The sequence below is a fragment of the Gammaproteobacteria bacterium genome (genome assembly GCA_013816845.1).
GTDB lineage: Bacteria > Pseudomonadota > Gammaproteobacteria > DSM-16500 > DSM-16500 > Aquicella.
The window spans coordinates 101,377-122,197 of the sequence record JACDDU010000003.1; the positions used below are offsets into that span (position 1 = coordinate 101,377).

A 20,821-nucleotide genomic window follows, 5' to 3' on the forward strand; every position below is an offset into this window, starting at 1 on the left:
CATGGACAAACCCAAAGAAAATATTGCGACACGCGTCATCCATGCTGGGCAAGCCCCCGATCCCAGTACAGGCGCTATTATGACGCCCATTTTCGCCACTTCAACTTATGTGCAAGAAAGCCCAGGCAAGCACAAAGGGTATGAATATTCGCGGACACACAATCCTACTCGCAAAGCGCTTGAAGCCTGTATTGCAGATCTAGAATCGGGACCACGGGGATTTGCGTTTGCATCAGGCATGGCAGCCATTGCAACTATTTTAGAATTATTGAAACCCGGCGACCATGTGGTCGTCTGCGATGATGTGTACGGCGGTAGTTATCGCTTATTTGAACGAGTCAGAAAATTTTCAGCAGGGTTAAGTTTTTCTTTTGTTGACTTAACTGATGCTGCCAATTTAAAAAATGCTATTAAAAAAGAAACACGCATGGTTTGGGTTGAAACACCGACTAATCCCATGTTGAAGCTTATTGATCTGAAGGCAATTAAAGCGGTCGCAAGTGACAACCAGCTACTTACCGTTGCAGATAATACGTTTGCCACACCTATTATTCAGCGGCCAATAGAATTTGGATTTGATATTGTGGTTCACTCCGCTACCAAATATTTAAATGGCCATTCTGACGTTGTGGGTGGTGCGATTGTTACCGAATCAGACGAGCTAGGAGAAAAAATTGCATTTTTGCAAAATTCAGTCGGTGCCATTGCCTCTCCCTTTGATAGCTTTTTAATTCTTCGCGGCTTAAAAACCTTACATGTGCGTATGCACGCTCATGCAGAGAATGCGATGTTGCTTGCCAATTGGTTACAACAACATGAAGCAGTTCAAGAAGTTATTTTCCCTGGCCTTCCTAGCCATCCGCAATACCAACTGGCAAAATCGCAAATGTTACTACCAGGGGGAATGATTTCCCTCAAACTCAAAAAAGATTTAGCTGGCACAAAGCGTATGCTTGAACGGTGTCATCTTTTTGCACTCGCCGAAAGTTTAGGCGGCGTTGAAAGTTTAATTGAACATCCAGCTTCCATGACACATGCAAGTTTACCGGTTGCCAAACGAGAAGAATTGGGCATTACGGATAATTTAATCCGCCTTTCTGTAGGCATCGAATCGGCGATCGATTTGCAAAACGAATTAGCCTACGCCTTGAAAGCTTAATTGGACGCGGCGTGACACCACGCCGTATTAACCAAACTTCCCGGAAACAATTGCCAAGGTCCCGGCACTTCTTTATACTCCGCAATCTTGCTGGATTAGTCATCAATGGCCACCAAATCACTCCAAGCTGTGATCCAAGGAAAAGCTTATCGGCTTGTGCTTTGGCAACTATGTGGTGTGCTGATCTTAGCAGTAGGGGCTTTCATCATTCGTGGACAACATGATGCGATTTCCGTTTTTGCCGGCGGCTTAAGTTACGGCTTGCCGAATTTGATATTCGTTTGGTTAGTATTTCGATACGTAGGTGCCCAACAAATTTATCATTTTGTCGCAGCTTTTTTTATTGGCGAAATGTTAAAAATGATTTTTTCTGCACTCTGTTTTGTACTTATTGTGAAATACTTGCCAGTTAGTTTATTATCCGTCCTCATTGGCTTAGTGGGTGCCATGGTGTCGTTCTGGATTGTCTGTGTATGGCAATTTTCAGGACCAACAATGACAACAGCAACTGAGGAGCGGGTAGATGGTCGAGGCTAGTATGATTACCCCTGGACAATATATACAACATCATCTTGAGCATTTAACGCTCAATTTAAAAACCATGACCATTGGTGAGGGCGGTGGCTTTTGGTCACTCAATCTCGATACATTAATTGTATCGATTACAATCGCATTCGCGCTATGTTTTTGCATGCGCTATGTTGCAAGCCGTATGAAAGAAGTACCAGGGAAACTGCAAAATAGCGTTGAAATTGCACATGAATTTGTCAATGATTCAGTCCATGAAATTTTCCATCATAAAAGCACCTTCATGCCGTCACTCGCATTGACGCTTTTTCTGTGGATATTCTTCATGAATGCGATGGACTTGTTACCCGTAGATTTAATTCCTAAAATCGTGGGGTTTTTTGGTGTACCTTATTTTAAAGCAGTCCCCACTGCGGATCCCAATGCAACCTTTGCCATGTCGATTTCTATTTTCTTACTGATTATCTTTTTCAATTTGCGCGCAAAGAAAGGTAAGCTTTTAAAAGAAATGTTGACCTTCCCTTTTGGACCTTATTTGTTTCCTATTAATTTTATGTTTCGGCTGATCGAAGAATTCGTAAAGCCCATCTCACTTGCTCTGCGACTTTTTGGCAACATGTTTGCAGGCGAATTAATTTTCATCTTAATCGCGATTATGCCGTGGTGGATGCAATGGCCGCCAGGAATTTTGTGGTCTATTTTTCATATTTTAGTCATCACCTTACAAGCCTTTTTATTCATGATGCTGGCTATTATTTACCTGAGCATGGCGCACGATGCGCATTAAAAAATTTAAATTGTTAACCATTAATTGAAGAGTGAGGAGGATCCATGGATATCGTGAGCATTGTAGGCCAAGTACAAAGTTATAGTGTTTTGGCTGCCGGTCTTTTAATCAGCTTAGCATCCCTTGGGACTGCAATTGGCTTTGGCGTTTTAGGTGGTAAGTTTTTAGAAGGTGTTGCAAGACAACCTGAACTCGGCCCTATGTTGATGATTCGTATGTTTATCGTTGCAGGCTTGGTTGATGCGTTCGCGGTTATTTCGATCGTTATGGGTTTAATTTTATTCTTTGCAACCAATCCATTTTTAAATGTTGTTCTTAACACAGCACGACCTGCGGTTGGCTAAAATTATTTATTTTTAGCGAGGAAAAATAATGGATATTAATGCCACAATATTTGGCCAATTTATTACTTTTGCAATTTTTGTTTGGTTTACGATGAAGTACGTTTGGCCTCCTGTCATCAAGACCATTCATGATCGCGAGAAAAAAATTGTATCTGGCTTACAAGCTGCCGAGCAAAGCAAGCGTGAACTTGAAATGGCTGAGCACAAGGCATTTTCCGTTATTCGCGAAGCAAAACAACAAGCAACGCAAATTATAGAGCAAGCAAATGTTCACTCAGCAAGGCTCGTCGATGAAGCAAAAGGCCAAGCCAAAGAAGAAGGCAAGCGTATCATTGAAATGGCGCAAGGTGAGATAGAAAAAGAAATTGCGCAGGCGAGAGAAACATTGAAGAACAAGCTTGCACTCCTTGCCGTCACCGGTGCAGAAAAAATTATTGAACGTAATTTAGACGCCTCCGTTCATGATGATTTGCTAAACAAACTGGCAGCTGAGATCTAACCATGGCAAGTTTCATTGGTATCGCACGACCTTATGCCCGCGCGGCTTTTGACTATGCACGTGAGCAGCAGGCTTTTGAAAGCTGGAAAGTTTTTCTTGATATGGCAGCTCTTGTTATGCGCGATCAAGCAACACTGTCCTTACTTAAGAATCCAGACTTCACTGTAAAGCATTGGTCTGAGTTATTAGAAAATATCTTAACGCCGTATTTGGATACAGAACGGCGAAATTTTTTACGACTCATTGCTCTTCATAATCGCTTTACCGCCATACCTGAAATTGCTGAATTATTTAATACGTACTTAGCGCAATACGAAAAAGAAAGCACGGTTCGTATTGTCACTGCAGTTGATTTAGATGCCACGTATAAACAAAAGTTAACGGAAGCATTGACGAAACGCTTGTCACGTACTGTTATATTACGCGAAGAAATTGATCCAAATATCATGGGTGGGGCCATTATTCACATTGGCGACCGTGTGATTGATGGGTCGATTCGTGGCAAGTTAACACGCTTACTGGAAGACCTGACCGGGTAAATTTTTGAAGGTAAATACTATGCAAGTAAAACAATTAAGTCCCACCGAAATTAGCGAGCTAATCAAAGAACGCATTGTCCATTTTGACTTAAGACCTGAAGTTCGTACTGAAGGCAAAATTGTCAGTGTAAAAGACGGTATCGTCCGTTTAACCGGTCTAGCAGATGTTATGCAAGGGGAAATGATTGAATTTGCTGAACAAACTTACGGTTTAGCACTGAACCTTGAACGGGATTCAGTTGGTGCTGTTATTCTCGGTTCTACCGAGGCTTTATCAGAAGGTCAAACTGCTAAATGTACCGGTCGAATTTTAGAAGTACCAGTGGGTGAAGCCTTACTTGGTCGTGTTGTGGATGCCTTAGGAAATGCCATCGATGGTAAAGGTCCTATCCATTCAGCGTATTCATCACCCGTAGAAAAAGTAGCGCCCGGCGTTGTCTTCCGTCAACCTGTTTCCCAGCCGTTACAAACAGGGATTAAAGCAATCGATTCCATGGTTCCAATTGGAAGAGGTCAACGTGAATTAATTATTGGTGACCGTCAAACAGGTAAAACAGCAATTGCTATTGATGCCATTATTAATCAGCGCGATACCGGTGTGAAATGTATTTATGTTGCGATTGGTCAAAAAGCTTCTTCCGTTGCAGCGGTTGTCCGAAAGCTTGAAGAACATGATGCAATGAAACACACCACGATTGTTGCAGCAACAGCTGCGCAACCTGCTGCAATGCAATACATTGCACCTTATGCAGGCTGTGCCATGGGTGAATACTTCCGTGATCGCGGGGAAGATGCCCTTATTATTTACGATGATTTAACCAAGCACGCTTGGGCTTATCGTCAAATTTCATTATTGCTGCGTCGACCACCAGGTCGTGAAGCGTATCCCGGTGATATTTTTTATCTCCACTCGCGCTTGCTCGAACGTGCTTCCCGCGTGAATCCAGTTTACGTTGAGCGACAAACCGATGGAAAAGTCAAAGGAAAAACCGGTTCACTTACCGCACTGCCTGTCATCGAAACACAAGCGGGCGACGTTTCAGCCTTTGTATCCACCAACGTGATTTCTATTACTGATGGACAAATATTTTTAGAAACTGATTTATTTAATTCAGGTATTCGTCCTGCGATCAATGCCGGCTTATCTGTTTCGCGTGTCGGTGGCGCTGCCCAAACAAAGATTATGAAAAAATTGGCCGGTGGTATTCGTATTGCGCAAGCGCAATATCGTGAATTGGCTGCCTTCTCGCAATTTTTGTCAGACTTAGACGAAGCAACCCGTAAACAACTTGAACGTGGACAACGCACCACTGAAGTCATGAAACAAAAACAATACCAGCCACTTTCTGTTGCAGATATGGCGACCGTTTTATTTGCTGCTGATCAAGGTTACTTAGACGATGTTCCGGTGAATCGTATCGCTAACTTTGAACAAGAACTTTATGCTTATTTGCAGACCAATTATAAAGATTTCATGCAAAAGATTAATGATACCGGTGATTACAATGACGAAGTGATCCAAACCTTACGTACTTTATTAGAAAGCTTTAAAACTACGCAGTCGTGGGATTAAGAGGCGCTTATGGCCATTGCAAAAGAGATACGCCTAAAGATTCACAGCATTAAGAATACGCAAAAAATTACAAAAGCCATGGAAATGGTGGCAGCAAGTAAAATGCGTAAAACGCAAGATCGGATGCAAAAAGCAATTCCTTATGCAAAGAAAATTGCAGAAGTAATTAGTCATGTTGCCCGCGGTCATGCTGAATACCAACATCCTTATATGCAACAACGCCCCGTTAAACGTGTCGGTTACATTATCGTCACCACTGATCGTGGGCTTTGCGGCGGTTTAAATAGCAACTTATTAAAACTTGCTGTGAAAACTATTAAGCAGCAATTTGAGCAGCATATTGAAGTTGATTTATGCTTAATTGGCAATAAATCCATGAGCTTCTTCAAACGTGTTGGTGGCCATATCGTTGCCTACAAAAAAGATTTAGGCGATGCACCTTCGCTCAGTGACTTAATTGGTGTTGTAAAAGTAATGCTGGATAATTATCTTGCTGGAACTATTGATGCCCTTTATCTCGCCTCCAATGAATTTGTAAGTACCATGCGTCAAGAACCGCGCATCGAACAATTGTTGCCGCTTACTCCTTCAGAAGACACGACTATTCAACATCATTGGGATTATATTTACGAACCTGATAGTGCGCCGGAATTGTTAAATCGACTGTTAACTCGCTATGTTGAATCCATTGTCTATCGCGGGGTTATTGAAAATATTGCCTGTGAACAAGCTGCACGTATGCTTGCAATGCGAAACGCAACCGATAACGCTTCTGATTTAATGGCAAGTTTACAATTGGCCTATAACAAAGCAAGACAAGCAGCGATTACCCGAGAGTTATCTGAAATTGTTGCGGGTGCATCAGTTCTCTAAGTGCTGAGCAACATAATAAAGAACATTGGAATATATTGTTAAGAAATTGAGCGAGACATTGATTGAGGTAAGCCATGACACAAATGAATGAAGGTAAAATTGTTGAAATTATTGGGGCAGTCGTAGACGTTGAGTTTCATAACGAAGAAGTTCCAAGAATTTATGACGCGCTCAAAGTAAACGATGCAGGCCTCGTGCTTGAAGTTCAACAACAACTTGGCGACGGTGTCGTACGTACAATTGCCATGGGCACCACTGACGGCTTGCGTCGCAGTATGTCAGTGAAAAATACGGGCAAGCCCATTTTAGTTCCAGTCGGCAAACCAACACTGGGTCGTATCATGAATGTTTTGGGTGAGCCTATAGATGAAGCAGGCCCCATTAACACCGATCAACATTTACCGATTCACCGTCCACCACCATCTTTTGCTGAGCAAGCGCCCGCCCAAGAATTATTGGAAACGGGCATTAAAGTCATCGACTTAATTTGTCCTTTTGCAAAAGGTGGCAAGGTTGGTTTATTCGGCGGTGCCGGTGTGGGTAAAACGGTTAACATGTTGGAATTAATTCGTAATATTGCCATCGAACACAGTGGTTATTCCGTCTTTACGGGTGTGGGTGAGAGAACTCGTGAAGGGAACGATTTCTATTTGGAAATGAAAGAATCAAATGTATTAGATAAAGTTGCACTCGTTTACGGTCAAATGAATGAGCCGCCAGGTAATCGATTACGCGTTGGATTAACCGGGTTAACTATTGCCGAAGGTTTCCGTGATGAAGGGAAAGACGTCTTATTATTTGTGGATAATATTTTCCGTTATACCCTCTCGGGTGTTGAAGTATCAGCTCTCTTAGGTCGAATTCCTTCGGCTGTAGGTTATCAACCAACCCTAGCTGAAGAAATGGGTGTGTTACAAGAACGGATCACTTCAACAAAAACAGGATCAATTACCTCCGTACAAGCGGTTTATGTGCCTGCGGATGATTTAACCGATCCATCCCCTGCAACCACCTTTGCCCATTTGGATGCAACGGTTGTCTTATCAAGGCAAATTGCTGAATTAGGTATTTATCCTGCTATTGACCCGCTCGATTCCACCAGTCGTCAGCTGGATCCATTAGTCGTTGGCCAAGAACATTATGAAGTTGCACTTGCCGTCCAAAGAACTTTGCAACGCTATAAAGAATTAAAAGATATTATCGCCATTTTAGGGATGGATGAGCTTTCAGAAGAAGATAAGCAAATCGTTTCTCGCGCTCGTCGCGTTCAACGTTTCCTTTCACAACCCTTCTTCGTCGCTGAAGTTTTCACCGGTACGCCCGGACGTTACGTTTCAATTAAAGAAACGATTCGGGGTTTCAAAGGTATTTTAAATGGTGAATACGATCAACTTCCCGAGCAAGCTTTTTACATGGTTGGTAGCATTGATGAAGCGGTCGAAAAGGCTAAGACATTATGAACGTCCACAAGTTGCATTTAGATATTGTCAGTGCTGAACGGCAAATTTTTTCAGGCGATGTCTCAATGGTTTTTGTTTCTGGTGAGCTAGGCGAATTAGGCGTAGCACCAGGTCACTCTCAATTACTCACAACACTTCGTCCTGGTTATGTCCGCGCCATTATGGCTGATCAGAGTGAAGATGTTTTTTACATTTCTGGTGGCATGTTAGAAGTTCAACCTTATATCGTTTCAGTATTAGCAGATACTGCAATGCGCGCGACCGACATTGACGAGGCACAAGCTATTGCTGCGAAAGAACAAGCAGAACGCGTTTTAGCGGGCAAATCTTCTGCCATGGATGTTGCGAAAGCAACAGCTGAACTTGCCGAAATAACAGCACAAATTCGTGCTGTACAACGTTTGAAAAAACAAGCGCGCGGTGAGCGCGCTTAAGCGACATCTGCTTGACACTTTTTTCATTCGTCATATTGAAATGCTGAATTACCGGTACTGAAAAGGAGTTGCGGTCATGGTCGAAGTGGTGGCGAGTCAATCTAATCAATCCGAACGTTTTCCCCGTAAAAGGGTTCGCTACACCGTCCTCGATAGCCTCATGCGTTACGCAGAATATCTAGGCTTCGGCGAAATTCATACCAAAATAGACAATAAAACCGGTTTAAAAGCGATCATAGCGATTCATAATTTGAAGCGAGGTCCCGCGATCGGTGGCGCGAGACTCGTCGCTTATCAAACCGTGGATAAAGCCATGGAGGATGCCTTACGTTTAGGCTATATGATGAGTTATAAAGCTGCTATTAATAATTTAGCCCATGGTGGTGCTAAAGCTGTTTTGATTAAGCCAAAGGAAATTAAAGATCGCGAGGCTTATTTTGAAATGTTTGGCGAATTTGTAAATGAGTTAGGTGGACGTTATGTTACTGCTGTCGATAGCGGTACAAGTCCACTGGAAATGGATATTATTGCGAGAAAAACCCCATACGTTACTTGTACTACCAAATCCGGGGCAGACAGTGATCCCTCTCCTCTCACAGCCCTAGGTGTGCGTCGAGCAATTGAAGCTGCAGTGCGTTTTAAATTAGGTCGAGAATCATTAGCGGGCATCCGTGTCGCAATCCAAGGCGCAGGCCACGTAGGTTATTACTTATCGAAAGAATTAAAAGCCTTAGGCGCGGAAATTACCGTAGCTGATATCAACATTAAAGCTATCCAGCGGTGTGTCGATGATATTGGTGTTTCGGTCTGCCATCCGGATGAGATTTATCATGCTGATGTAGATGTCTTTGCGCCTTGCGCACTTGGTGCAGTCCTTAATCTCAAAACCATCAAGCAATTACGCGCAAAAATAGTGGCGGGTTCTGCTAATAATCAATTAGCCCACCATCATTATGGTGCTTTACTCCATGAACGCGACATTCTTTATGCCCCTGATTTCTTAATCAATGCCGGTGGGTTAATTCATGTTGCCGTTATTTATGACCATGGTGATATGAAAAAATCGATGGAACAAATTAATAATATTTACCATACCGTTTACGATATTTTTGAACGCGCTGATCATGAAAACCGTGCAACAAACGAAATAGCAGAAAAAATTGCGCGTGACCGGCTGACTTAGATCCTTTGAAACCCCGGTCATTTTATTTGGTGTTAACGCATCTCCCCATCATTTAACAAGGTCTTCTTCCAGCCAAACTTGGAGATCTTGTTAACCCAGCCATGGCATGATCAACCATCCCAACCCGCCCGCTACCTTCACTTTCTAACTATGTTATGCTCATCGATTATCTCTCTGAGCACAAGGAAGTGTTTTATGTTCATCAAAAAGATCATTCTCTCCGTATTAGGCAGTTCTGCATTAATTTCGATGGGTTTTGCGCAAAGTGAACAAACGCTGACAACCACTCAAACCGTAGTGGACCGTCCTATCATTGTCACTGCCGTTCCTGCGCCGAAAGAAGTAATCGATACACCTTCTGGCTTCATCAACTGTTTTACGATTAAAGAAGGTTGGTATCAAGATGTTTGGCTTGCAGAACATCGAGTTTGCCAATATGAAAACTCTCCAAGTGGCGTTGCTTGGGTCGAAGGTTATTGGGCATGCAGCAAATACAATATGGATGAAAAGAAATGCACCACGTGGGATTGGAAAGCAGCGCGATGGGAAAAGACCTTATCGGTTTATTAATTTAATCTAGTAAGACTATAGGATGTCATCTCAGTTTAAACTGGGATGACAACTTTTCAGGATACATTCATGAAAAAGATTTTCATCACCCTTATTTTGATGCTCTTTTGCCCTGGAATTCATGCTGAAATAACGCCGCAGGATAATAATTTATTTTTAATGAAGAGTGGCTCTTTCCACTCTCAAGGCAATTTATTAGATCGCTATACTTGTGACGGCAGAGATATATCTCCGCAATTATCTTGGGAAGGAATCCCTTCACAAACGAAATCTTTAGCATTAACTTTTGTTGATTTAGACGCACCATCAGGATCATTTTATCATTGGGTTATTTACAATATTCCTCCGCAAGTTAATAGTTTGAAAGAAGGGATTTCCCTTTTTCCACCACCTATCGTAATGGGAATGAATAGTTGGAATAAAAAACAATATAATGGTCCGTGTCCTCCTGCAGGCGCAACACACTATTATGTATTTACACTTTATGCTCTCGATCAAATGCTAACACCTGCAAAAAAATTTAATATCAATCAATTGATGAATCAGATACAAAAACATTTACTAGATAAAATCGAGTTAGGTGTAAGCTACGGCCGATAGAAAACCTGACATAAAAAACTAAGGAATCGGTAATGCAACAATTTTTTGAATATTCACCGGAAGTTGAAGATGCACTCAAACATAAAAAACCTATTCTTGCCTTGGAATCAACAGTTATCACCCACGGATTGCCCTATCCCCATAATCTAGAAACCGCCCAAACGCTAGAAAGAATTGTAAAAGCCCATGCCGTCGTCCCTGCAACCATTGCAATTATTAAAGGTAAAATTAAAATTGGATTAACCCCCAGTGACCTTGAATACTTAGTCCATGAACCCAACGTTTTTAAAGCGAGCACTCGCGATCTACCCTACCTTTTAAGCCAAGGTTTAAGCGCGGGTACGACCGTCGCTGCGACGCTTTATTGTGCTGATGCCGCCGGCATTAAAGTTTTTGCAACAGGCGGAATTGGTGGGGTGCATCGAGGGAGCGAACAAGATGTGTCTGCAGATTTAATTGAATTGGCAAGAACACCGATGGCAGTTGTTTCCTCAGGCGTTAAGGCTATTTTAGATTTACCTAAAACCTTACAATTTCTAGAAACGTTCGGTATTCCTATTGTGGGTTATCGTACTCATACCCTTCCAGCATTCTACACAGCTGAAACAAATTATAAATTACCCGCACGTATTGATACGCTTCCTGAGTTAGTTAAGCTGTTGAAAGTGCATTGGCAGTTAGGCATGACTTCTAGTATTTTAATCGCAAATCCTATTCCAAAAGAAGATGAAATTCCCGTGGAATACATTGAACCTGTTATTAATGAAGCATTGCGACAAGCCGCTGAAAAAGATTTGCAGGGCAAAGAAATAACGCCTTTTATTTTGAACGAAGTGATGCATGCGACGGAAGGAAAAAGTTTACAAGCCAATATTCAATTATTGAAAAATAATATTACGCTGGGTGCCATGCTTGCACATGCTATAGCAAATATTTAAGGAAATAATGTCATGATTACCACTCGATCTCCGCAATCAACGTTGACGACAAGAAGCATTTTGACTGCGCAACAAAAACAAAGTTATCAACACGATGGCTATTTAGTTTTAAAAAACTTTATTACTGAAGACCTTTGTGAAATGTTAGTTGAGCATGCTCGAAAATTAATTGAAAACTGGGATGAAACTGGTGTTCGCACTATTTTTTCCACACTTGATCAACATCATGAAAAAACACTTTATTTCTTAGAGTCGGGCGATAAAATCCGTTTCTTTTTTGAAGAAGGTGCGATTAATGAAGATGGCGAATTAAAATCAAATAAACTTTACAGTATTAATAAAATTGGCCATGCACTGCATGATTTGGATCCGATTTTTAACTGTTTTAGTCGCCTTCATAAAACTGCAGTACTTTGTAGGGATTTGGAAATTATTGATCCAATCATTATTCAATCAATGTATATTTGCAAACAACCTTTTATTGGGGGCGAAGTGACGCCCCACCAAGATAGCACTTATTTATTCGTCCAAGATCAACCCATCACTGGCTTATGGTTTGCGTTACAAGATGCTACCATCGACAATGGTTGCCTATGGGTTATCCCAGGTGGCCATCAAATCCCTCTTAAAACACGAATGCTGCGCAATAAAAATAATCGTATTGCCTATGAAGTTTATGATGACACGCCATGGCCTATGGAAAAAATGATTCCTCTCGAAGTCCCACGTGGAAGTTTAGTTGTTTTGAACGGCTTGCTGCCCCACATGAGTAAAGAAAATATTTCTCCTATTTCAAGGAACGCCTATTCACTTCATGTGATGTCAAAACATTCGGAATACTCAGCTGATAATTGGTTACAACGGCCGAAGGATAATCCTTTCCGTGGGTTTTTAGGGTAGTTTGGTAACGATCGGGTGGCAGTCCCAGGTTTCGCTTCGTTAAACCCGGGACTACTGGCAGTGAAAGTTTCTCATTCTAACAATGCTTGGACCTCGCTATCTTCCGTTTGCGTAAAATCGTCATACCATGCACCGACTGCGACCAGGGAATCGGGTTGTAAGGGGCAGATAACTTGATCGACTAAGGGGGCAAAGGAATGAATCATTTCCGCATCGGCAACGGGGACGGCTAAGATAATTTGTTTGGGAGATAATTGTTTCAATGCAAGAATTGCTGCACGCATGGAAGCACCCGTCGCGATCCCATCATCAACCAGGACGACTACCTTATTGGCGAGGACGAGTGGAGTCTTATTATGTCGATATAGGTGTTCGCGTCTTTTTAATTCTTTTCGTTCGTTTGAAATCTCTTCGTTAATATCCGCTTGATCAATATTCAAATCGCGAATAATTGATTCGTTAAACACACAAACATCGGGACTGGCAATGGCGCCCATCGCAAGTTCTTCATGGCCAGGAACGCCTAATTTTCTGACGATAAATACATCTAACGGCGCGTTTAGAGTTTTAGCAATAACAGATGCAACAGGAACACCACCGCGCGGTAAGGCAAGCACCGCATCAACAGAGAGTGATGAAGCTCGTAAAATCTCCGCTAAAACTTGGCCTGCCTGCGCGCGATTACGGTATTTTTTCATTGCTTAAGTTGCAGTTTGCTCTCTAACGGTGGTGGTTTTAGTTGTTTCAACAACGGTTGGTGGATTGATCGCATGTACGATATTAAAGATGCCACCAATAACACCAATAGCAACAATGATACGAGCTAAAATTCGCCAAATAAACGTTGAGTTTTTAGCACACCGCCAGACGCATATTGCACTAAATAACGTATACGGAAATTGAATCGCCATGATCTTATATTGATAGTTCATATAATTAAAGTCAGGCATAGCCAATGAGAAAATTAATGTAATGAGTAGTGCGATAAGAATGCCGAATAAAACATAGACAATCCAAAATGCCTTGGCAAGCGATGCCTCGCCTCTCCAACTTCTTGCTAATAAATCCATGTTACTCTCCTTGGGTAAATGCAAATGTCACTTATTTTACAATATTTTCGCAAGAGAGGGTTATAGTTCAGTGGTCTTTCGAAAAAAGTGAAGCGGATCTACTTACCAATGCAGAAGTTAGAAAAGATATGACCTAACAAGTCATCTGAGGTTATTTCACCGGTTATCGTTGCAAGCGCAAGGTGGGCTAAGCGCAATTCTTCAGCAGAAAGTTCGATGGAATGGTGGTGAGCTAATTGTTCTAAACCGGTAAGAACATGTTTTTTGGTTTGAACAAGCGCTTCTAAATGGCGACGTCTTGCATAAAAAGAACCGCTCGCTTCTTGTGGTTGCCACCCGATGCAACGCTTAATTTCATTTTTCAATAAGGTGAGACCAGCTCCGGTTTTAGCTGAAAGGTGAATGATGACTTGATCTTTTAATGTTTGAACAAAGGGCTCGTGCGGTGTTAAATCAATTTTATTTTGTATTAATAAAATGGGACAATTCGCTTGCTCCATTTTCCAATCATCAAGAGATGAATCTCGGTCAATGACATGTAAAATTAAATCCGCTTGTTTAATTTCATCATGAGCTCGCCTTATCCCTTCTTGTTCAATTTCATCTGTGCTATCCCGCAACCCGGCTGTATCAATAATATGTAATGGGATGCCATCAATTAAAATAGATTGGCGCATTACATCACGGGTGGTTCCGGGAATAGACGTTACAATCGCAACTGCTTTGCAGCTTAGCGCATTCAGCAAACTAGATTTACCAACATTAGGACGTCCCGCAATAACTATATTAATCCCTTCACGCAAAAGACTCCCTTGATGCGATTTAATTTGTAATTGATCTAATTCAGCAAGGATGACGTGCCAACGTTGTAAGATGTTTTCATCTTTTAAAAAATCAATTTCTTCATCAGAAAAATCAATCGAGGCTTCTAAATAAATCCGTAATGATAAAATTTTTTCCTGCAGGGAAAAAATAGCATGCGAAAATTCCCCTTGGAGAGTGCGTTGGGCAGCACGCGTCGCTTCTTTAGAATTGGCTTGAATTAAATCTGCGATCGCTTCCGCTTGGGCGAGATCAATCTTACCATTTAAAAAAGCGCGCTCTGAAAATTCTCCCGGTTCAGCAAGACGAGCGCCAGCATGCAGTACAGATTCAATTATCAAATCAACGACAATCGGACCACCATGTCCTTGTAACTCTAAGACATCTTCGCCGGTAAAGGATTGCGGACCGGGGAAAAATAAAGCGATACCTGTATCGATGGTTTCACCATCAGCTGCGAGAAAAGTTCGAAGCGTTGCTTGACGAGGAGGAAGTGGTTGACCGGTTAACAGGGTCGCAATGCTTTTAACTTGCGGCCCTGAAACTCTAACAATCGCAACACCACCAAAACCTTTCGGTGTTGCTTGAGCGACGATCGTGTCATTTTTTAACATTGCTACTGTGGGTAAGCTGACGCATGACATGCCATTGTTGTAAGAATGAAAGTGTATTATTAACAAACCAATACAACATCAATCCAGCTGGAAAGTCTTTAAATAAGAAGGTAAAAACAATGGGCATCGCCATCATCACTTTAGCTTGCAAAGGATCGGGTGGTGGTGGATTCAACCGTTGTTGAACAAACATCGAAAGACCCATCAAAAGTGGCAAAATATAATAAGGGTCTTTTTGGGAAAGGTCATGAATCCACAAAATCCAAGGAGCTTGACGTAATTGCACGCTTTCAACCAAAACCCAGTAGAGTGCAATAAACACAGGAATTTGAATAAGAATAGGCAAACAACCGCTCATCGGATTTACTTTTTCGCTTCGATAAAGCTCAAGCGTTGCTTGGGTTAATTTCTGTTTATCCTCGCCAAAACGTTCCTTCAATAATTCGATCCGAGGTTGCAGCATTTTTAATGCACTCATTGAACGATAGCTTTTTGCGGATAGTTTGTAGAATAAAAGCTTGATGACGATCGTGACTAAAACAATGGACCAGCCCCAATTACCAACAACATCATAAATTTTTTGCATCATCCAAAAAATGATGCCGGAAATAAACCAAAACCAACCATAATCGATAGAGAGTTTTAAGGTTGGCGATGTCTTTTCCAATTCACTTGCAATCGTTGGCCCCGCATAAAACTTAGCTTCGGTGGTTAATTTTCCTTGGGGCGGCACAGTTAACGATGGACCCATCATGCCAATAGAATATAAACCAGTAGGGGTTACGTTAGAGTAATAGTGTGATTCTTCTGAGGTATCAGCAACCCATGCACTGATAAAGTAATGTTGGATCATCGCAGCCCACCCGTCTTTAGCAACGGTATTTACTTTACTCTGCTGCAAATCTTTGAATGTTAATTTTTCAAAAGGTTTTTGTGGTGTAGAAACCGCTGCCCCAAAGAAAGTTGTTAAGCTGATTAATCCGCCTTGGCTTTCTGGTGGTGTATTCATCCGTGCAAGTTGAGTGTAACGATTGCCCACCCAAGTTGTATTTGCCTGGTTATCAATATCGTAGGCTACTTTGACTTCATAACTATCACGCGTAAACGTAAATCGTTTCGTAACCTTAAGACCATCCTTTTCCCAATTTAACCGGACAGTTAATTCATTTTGGTTAGGGGCCAACGTGTAAGTTGTTTGCTCGGGTATAAATAAAGCTTGGCGTTCTTTCGTATCTGGCCCAAGCGCACTCAACAATCCACTTTCTGCGATATATCGAGTCTTCGGATCATCATTTAATAAAATATAAGGCGTCTTGGAACCTAACGATTCAGGATATTGCAGTAATTTAACCGCAAGAATATCGCCACCTAACGTGTCGATCGTGATGCCAAATCGATCGGTCGTGACCTCGACCAATTCTCCTTTAGCATCGCTGCTTACAGCTGGAACTGCCGTGGCTGGCATCGGTGTTTCAGCTTGAGTAACCTGGGTCACCCCTGCCGATAAATCGGGCACAAAATGATTGGCATTCGCAGCCATAGTTGGGGTTGGCAAAACAAGCGCTGGATGATCTTGGTCCCAAGCTTGAAAAACAAAAAAGCCAAGGATCAAAAGTAAGGTGAACAATGTAATGCGTAGGTAATCTAACATATTCTCTAACATAGCAATCTTCTATGGTTATAAAACAGGATCATGTCCCCCAGCGTGCCAAGGATGGCAGCGGAGTAAACGTCCCACAGTTAAATAAATTCCTTTCAAGCAGCCGTATTTTTTTATCGCCATCAAAGCATAAGCAGAGCAAGTTGGGTCGAATCGGCAACAATGACCGAATAAAGCACTGAAAGCGAAACGGTAAATTTTGATTAGTGCAATTAAGATGATTTGCATGCAGAAATTAAATCTAGCCATAACTTATCAGCGGCAACTCGAAGCGCTCTTTTATCTAAGGCTGTACAATTTGAACGCAAAACCAGTGCAATATCAAGCCCTTTTAACAATTCTTTTGATTGCCGAAAGCTTTCTCGAATCACACGCCGCACTTGATTGCGAAGTACGGCTTGAGTAACTGTATGCTTTTTAACGACAATACCGAGACGAGCTAATGAGCCATCATTTTTTTTATGGAGCGCGATAAAAAAATGGCTTTTAAGTTTGCGTTGGTTTGACTTATCGAAAAGTTGAGCAAAGTCGGTTTTACTGGAAAGCCGTTCGTGCCTAGAAAAGCAGGTGTTAAACTGCAAGTCGGGCGCGACCTTTTGCTCTTCTTCGGCTAAGCACAGCTCGACCGTTTTTGGTTGCCATTCTTGCGCGAAAGCCATGGGTTCTTTTTCTTTTTAAAACACTGGGTTGAAATGTTCTTTTCATTATATCCGATCCTCTCTAGAGGGGGCTTATGTTAGGTGCTTGAGAGGAGATTGTCAAATGAGAATATACTAGCTTCTAGCTTTGTTTAGTGACGGTTTTGGAATTAGGCTGGGCAATCTGGGGGCGTTTGGACTCACGGGCCGGTAACACTTTCGACGATTGATGTATACCATGGGTATCTAGAAGAGAGCTCAGTGAGTTTTTTGTGGATAATATCAGTTCTGAAGGGTTAATTTTTTTACCTTGTGGAGGAGAATTCGCTTCCGCTTTACCCTTGCTAACTAAGGGTCCATTTTCTTTGGATGAAGATTTTTTAATGCGATCTTCGTGATTTTTTTTGTAAGATTCATTCAGAAGCATCCCCGAAATACTCATATGGGATTTTTTAATTGGAATATTATTTTCTCCAGGGGTTTTTTGGCCAATAAGCTCATTAACCCCTTCTTTTCCTAACTCTTCTTTGTTGACGCCATTTCCAACAGGCCATAATTCAGTTAATTTTGCTGCTCCTTTGAGAAGGAAACTAACACCCACCGTCACCATACCCAAAATAATTCCGCCAACGGCAACGGTTTTTATAGTTAAAGATCCTACTGAGATAGAAGAAAGTGAAAAAGCTTGGGCAATCTGACTTAATCCGGCGGCAAGTGGACCAGAAAGAACAGCGGGTAGTTTTAATAAAAGAAGAGGGAAAAGCGTGAATATAGTAATCCAAGCAGCCGCGCTCATCAGTATGCTTATTCCAACCAACACAAAACCTAAGCCCGGGTAGATACGTTGTCCAGTTTGAAATGCAATTCTCGCAGAGCGTTGTGGAGAAGTGATCGTACGAATCAATGTCTTAACCGTTTTTGCTAACCAATACCCACTCAAAGTTAACGGTATTAGCGTTCCATAACCAATTTGTTTCAGCGCCACAATGATTGATTTATTGTTAATATTATTTAACTCTTTAAATTGATTACTAGCTTTTACAAAATTAACGTGGAATATCGTTTCTAATTTATAAGGAAGATACTCAGCAATATATTTGAATGCATTCTTTATAGGAAAGAGCGCCCATCCAAACAAAATATAATATACAATTGCTTCTACTAGATTAAATTTACCGTCTTTGATTGCCGGTTTCCCTAAAAAGGAATCTTTTAATGTTTGACCTTCTTTGCCAAAAGTTCGTATAAAAGCAATTTCACGAAGAATTTTTTTATCGGTACAATGTTTAAGGGCTAAATCAAAATTAACCCCGTTTGATTCATACCATAAAATTAAAGATTTAAGATGTTCACTACGAACTGATTCTGTCCCAGCCAGAGCAGTTAAATCATCTTTATCTTCTTTGGAATTAATTAAGACAAGCGTACTACGCCACAGAATTTCAGGACGTATAATCTTGGTTAAGTGTAATTTAAGCTGATTAAGTAAAAATTGTTGTGTTGGGCGATCAAACTGTGTAATAGCTGAATAAAATAAAGTTAATGGCGTTTCATATAATGGGGAGCGCATTAATAAATTAAATTGACGAAAAAACGAAACCATAAGCGAGTTTTTAATTTCGCTTTGGTTGTCAGATAAATTCACAACATTTTGCAAATAATTAGTTATATTAGCAATAGTCCCTTCATCTTTCTCCGGAACGTGAAATAATTTTTTTATAAAAGCTTCCTGATCAATTTCGGGTAAATTCAAAATAGCTTCATGATGTGCATTCAAAATAGAAGAATTTTTATTTGAATATATATAATGTAAAAGAGAATTAAATAAGGTTTGAGATACATTTAAATTTTCTAAAGATAAAATAGTTCGATAAAAGGCTTCTAAGGGTAAGCCACTATTAAATAATGCGCTAAACATCACGACGTGGTTAGCAGGACTTAATTCAGCAATAACTCTCCAGTTAGCTTCGTGAAAATAATCAGGGTTATAACTTGTAGAATCGTAACTTAAAGATTTAAATAAAGTACTAAAAGCAAAATCTCGATGTTCACTACTCAGCGTTAATATTGCTTCATAATGCTTTCGTAAAACTTTAGGATCCTTTTCCAATAAAATTATCGAGCATAATTTCTCAAGCAAATTCTGTTGAGGAGTATCACTTAATTTTGAAATAGCTTGATACAATGCTGGGATATCATTCCTTGCCAGATACGATTCAATATCTTGCAAAGATTTACTTTGACATTGATGCACGAGGGCTTTCATTAATATTAGTAAGTTGGTTTTTATTTCGCTATCCAAAAGAGGTTCGCATGAATCTAATAATTCATAATAATGAGCGATAAGTGTTGAATAAAAAGGGGTTTGAAAAATCTGGGTTGTAAAGTCTCGAACTATCGTTTCAAAAAGGATTGCATTTCGGATGGGTCGACTTTTATTAACTATAGCTGCAAATGTCTCAACAAAACTAGCATCTCTTTTTAATTTACTGATTGCAGCTTTTTGCTTCAAATCTTGTGTTTTACCTTGGTTATAATTTTTTAAATTTGTACTAAACCGTGCTGAGGTATCATCTAACCGTTGAAATGTAGCCGGTGAGGGAGGAGTAGTATCTTGAGCATCCGAGTTTAAAAGATTATGTATTGCCTCCCAAACCTCCTGCGTTTGTTGCGTTTGTTGAGAGAGATAAAATTTGAATTGCTGTTCTTCCTCTTCCTTTGCCTGAGCAATTATATTAAAAAAGTTTTCGGGCATTTTAGAAGGATCTACCATCGCAGCAATTTCTAAAAAGCTATTACTTGGCTTAATCCAGCAGAGTTTAAATCCTTCATTTGAATAGATATAACGGTATTGTAAAGTGCCTCGAATTTGTTGAGGTGCTGAAATGAGTTCGGGTAAATTTTCGCGTAATTCAAACTCACCCTGTATTACATCCAAGTAATAATGATTGTTTTCTAAAATTAAATTATTTGTAAACTTATATTTAAGCACCGTACTGATGGTATCGGGTAGTTTTTTAAAATTATCTTGATATGTCGTTGCAAAATAATCTGTGGAATTATCTAACAGAGCATAAAGTTTTTGATGATAAGCATTGTTCACCGACATTGCTTCTGAACGGGAAAAAAATTGATGAGGTATGATGAAACTTTTTGGGTCCTCGGCTTTGAATAGATATTGAGAGATAAACTCTTTTTTTGGATCATTGCTTTTTGCATCATCTTCGTCAAAATCGTAACCTTCTAAATTTTCACGCTCTTGATTGCAATAGCTTTGGCCGCCTACTTTTAGCGCTGATCCAATGTCTCGATACAGAGAAGGTTGGGGTGAGGGATAGACCCAATTATTTTCTTTTATGTTGAGTAGGATCTGACTGGTTGCATCCCGCATTTGCTGAGAATCTGGGTTTAATTTTTCAAAGACACGTGGAATCGATTTTTCTGGTTCACTGAGAGGAATATTATTATTATCTGATTGGGTCGCGTTCGATATCGGCTTAATTTGTTTAAGAAAATCAGGAAATACGGGCGCTTCTAAAGCAAGCTTTTCTTTCCAAGCTGAAATGTGTTGTTGAATTTCTTTTTTAAATCTTGATTTCAAATTACACCCCAACCTTCTAATATTCATGC

23 protein-coding genes are annotated in these 20,821 nt (G+C 40.7%); 15 read left to right on the forward strand and 8 right to left on the reverse strand.

The annotated features are described in order from the left end of the window. Position 1: 1 nt before the first annotated feature. The 15 genes from H0W64_06310 (at position 2) to H0W64_06380 (ending at position 12,387) form a co-directional block, all read left to right on the forward strand. The gene (locus tag H0W64_06310; GenBank protein ID MBA3661320.1) at positions 2–1,159 is read left to right on the forward strand and encodes a PLP-dependent transferase; all 1,158 of its coding nucleotides are present in this window, start codon (positions 2–4) and stop codon (positions 1,157–1,159) included. Between the two features lie 105 nt (positions 1,160–1,264). Continuing rightward, a complete protein-coding gene (locus H0W64_06315; protein MBA3661321.1) occupies positions 1,265–1,696 on the forward strand; it encodes an ATP synthase subunit I in 432 nt (143 codons plus the stop codon). Then, positions 1,683–2,474 (forward strand): F0F1 ATP synthase subunit A, encoded by a 792-nt coding sequence (atpB, locus tag H0W64_06320; protein ID MBA3661322.1) that lies wholly within the window; start codon positions 1,683–1,685, stop codon positions 2,472–2,474. Before H0W64_06315 ends, atpB begins: the two co-directional genes overlap by 14 nt. A 44-nt stretch (positions 2,475–2,518) precedes the next feature. Beyond that, positions 2,519–2,818 carry a F0F1 ATP synthase subunit C gene (gene atpE, locus H0W64_06325; protein MBA3661323.1) on the forward strand — a complete coding sequence of 100 codons (300 nt, stop codon included), beginning with the start codon at positions 2,519–2,521 and terminating at the stop codon, positions 2,816–2,818. Positions 2,819–2,846: 28 nt separating this feature from the next. Beyond that, a complete protein-coding gene (locus tag H0W64_06330; GenBank protein MBA3661324.1) occupies positions 2,847–3,317 on the forward strand; it encodes a F0F1 ATP synthase subunit B in 471 nt (156 codons plus the stop codon). Between the two features lie 2 nt (positions 3,318–3,319). Then, positions 3,320–3,856, forward strand: coding sequence for a F0F1 ATP synthase subunit delta (locus H0W64_06335; protein MBA3661325.1), 537 nt, complete (start codon positions 3,320–3,322; stop codon positions 3,854–3,856). 19 nt (positions 3,857–3,875) lie between these two features. Then, positions 3,876–5,429, forward strand: a complete 1,554-nt coding sequence (locus tag H0W64_06340) for a F0F1 ATP synthase subunit alpha (protein MBA3661326.1) — start codon at positions 3,876–3,878, stop codon at positions 5,427–5,429. Between the two features lie 9 nt (positions 5,430–5,438). Next, entirely contained in the window at positions 5,439–6,302 is an 864-nt protein-coding gene (atpG, locus tag H0W64_06345) for a F0F1 ATP synthase subunit gamma (protein ID MBA3661327.1), read from the forward strand. An 83-nt stretch (positions 6,303–6,385) separates the two neighbouring features. After that, positions 6,386–7,762, forward strand: a complete 1,377-nt coding sequence (gene atpD, locus H0W64_06350; protein MBA3661328.1) for a F0F1 ATP synthase subunit beta — start codon at positions 6,386–6,388, stop codon at positions 7,760–7,762. After that, the gene (locus H0W64_06355) at positions 7,759–8,196 is read left to right on the forward strand and encodes a F0F1 ATP synthase subunit epsilon (GenBank protein MBA3661329.1); all 438 of its coding nucleotides are present in this window, start codon (positions 7,759–7,761) and stop codon (positions 8,194–8,196) included. The genes atpD and H0W64_06355 overlap by 4 nt, the downstream gene beginning before the upstream one ends. Positions 8,197–8,272: 76 nt before the next feature. Then, positions 8,273–9,379 (forward strand): amino acid dehydrogenase, encoded by a 1,107-nt coding sequence (locus H0W64_06360; GenBank protein MBA3661330.1) that lies wholly within the window; start codon positions 8,273–8,275, stop codon positions 9,377–9,379. 195 nt (positions 9,380–9,574) lie between these two features. Beyond that, positions 9,575–9,949, forward strand: a complete 375-nt coding sequence (locus H0W64_06365) for a hypothetical protein (protein ID MBA3661331.1) — start codon at positions 9,575–9,577, stop codon at positions 9,947–9,949. 69 nt (positions 9,950–10,018) lie between these two features. Further along, the gene (locus H0W64_06370; protein ID MBA3661332.1) at positions 10,019–10,549 is read left to right on the forward strand and encodes a YbhB/YbcL family Raf kinase inhibitor-like protein; all 531 of its coding nucleotides are present in this window, start codon (positions 10,019–10,021) and stop codon (positions 10,547–10,549) included. Positions 10,550–10,581: 32 nt separating this feature from the next. Next, a complete protein-coding gene (locus H0W64_06375; GenBank protein ID MBA3661333.1) occupies positions 10,582–11,487 on the forward strand; it encodes a pseudouridine-5'-phosphate glycosidase in 906 nt (301 codons plus the stop codon). A 12-nt stretch (positions 11,488–11,499) separates the two neighbouring features. After that, entirely contained in the window at positions 11,500–12,387 is an 888-nt protein-coding gene (locus H0W64_06380) for a phytanoyl-CoA dioxygenase family protein (GenBank protein MBA3661334.1), read from the forward strand. Between the two features lie 71 nt (positions 12,388–12,458). Here the strand turns inward: H0W64_06380 and H0W64_06385 are convergent, their stop codons facing one another. The 8 genes from H0W64_06385 to H0W64_06420 form a co-directional block, all read right to left on the reverse strand. Further along, a complete protein-coding gene (locus H0W64_06385) occupies positions 12,459–13,085 on the reverse strand; it encodes a phosphoribosyltransferase (GenBank protein MBA3661335.1) in 627 nt (208 codons plus the stop codon). Positions 13,086–13,088: 3 nt separating this feature from the next. Next, complete coding sequence (locus H0W64_06390) at positions 13,089–13,457, reverse strand: hypothetical protein (GenBank protein MBA3661336.1); 369 nt, start codon at positions 13,455–13,457, stop codon at positions 13,089–13,091. Between the two features lie 98 nt (positions 13,458–13,555). After that, positions 13,556–14,893 carry a tRNA uridine-5-carboxymethylaminomethyl(34) synthesis GTPase MnmE gene (mnmE, locus tag H0W64_06395; protein MBA3661337.1) on the reverse strand — a complete coding sequence of 446 codons (1,338 nt, stop codon included), beginning with the start codon at positions 14,891–14,893 and terminating at the stop codon, positions 13,556–13,558. Then, positions 14,880–16,556, reverse strand: coding sequence for a membrane protein insertase YidC (gene yidC, locus H0W64_06400; GenBank protein MBA3661338.1), 1,677 nt, complete (start codon positions 16,554–16,556; stop codon positions 14,880–14,882). The genes mnmE and yidC overlap by 14 nt, the downstream gene beginning before the upstream one ends. 15 nt (positions 16,557–16,571) lie before the next feature. Further along, positions 16,572–16,781: a membrane protein insertion efficiency factor YidD gene (yidD, locus tag H0W64_06405; protein ID MBA3661339.1), complete on the reverse strand. Its 210-nt coding sequence runs from the start codon at positions 16,779–16,781 to the stop codon at positions 16,572–16,574. Beyond that, entirely contained in the window at positions 16,766–17,134 is a 369-nt protein-coding gene (gene rnpA / locus H0W64_06410; protein ID MBA3661340.1) for a ribonuclease P protein component, read from the reverse strand. Before rnpA ends, yidD begins: the two co-directional genes overlap by 16 nt. Then, a complete protein-coding gene (gene rpmH / locus H0W64_06415; protein ID MBA3661341.1) occupies positions 17,124–17,258 on the reverse strand; it encodes a 50S ribosomal protein L34 in 135 nt (44 codons plus the stop codon). Before rpmH ends, rnpA begins: the two co-directional genes overlap by 11 nt. 75 nt (positions 17,259–17,333) lie before the next feature. Further along, entirely contained in the window at positions 17,334–20,792 is a 3,459-nt protein-coding gene (locus H0W64_06420; protein MBA3661342.1) for a hypothetical protein, read from the reverse strand. Between the last annotated feature and the right edge of the window lie 29 nt (positions 20,793–20,821).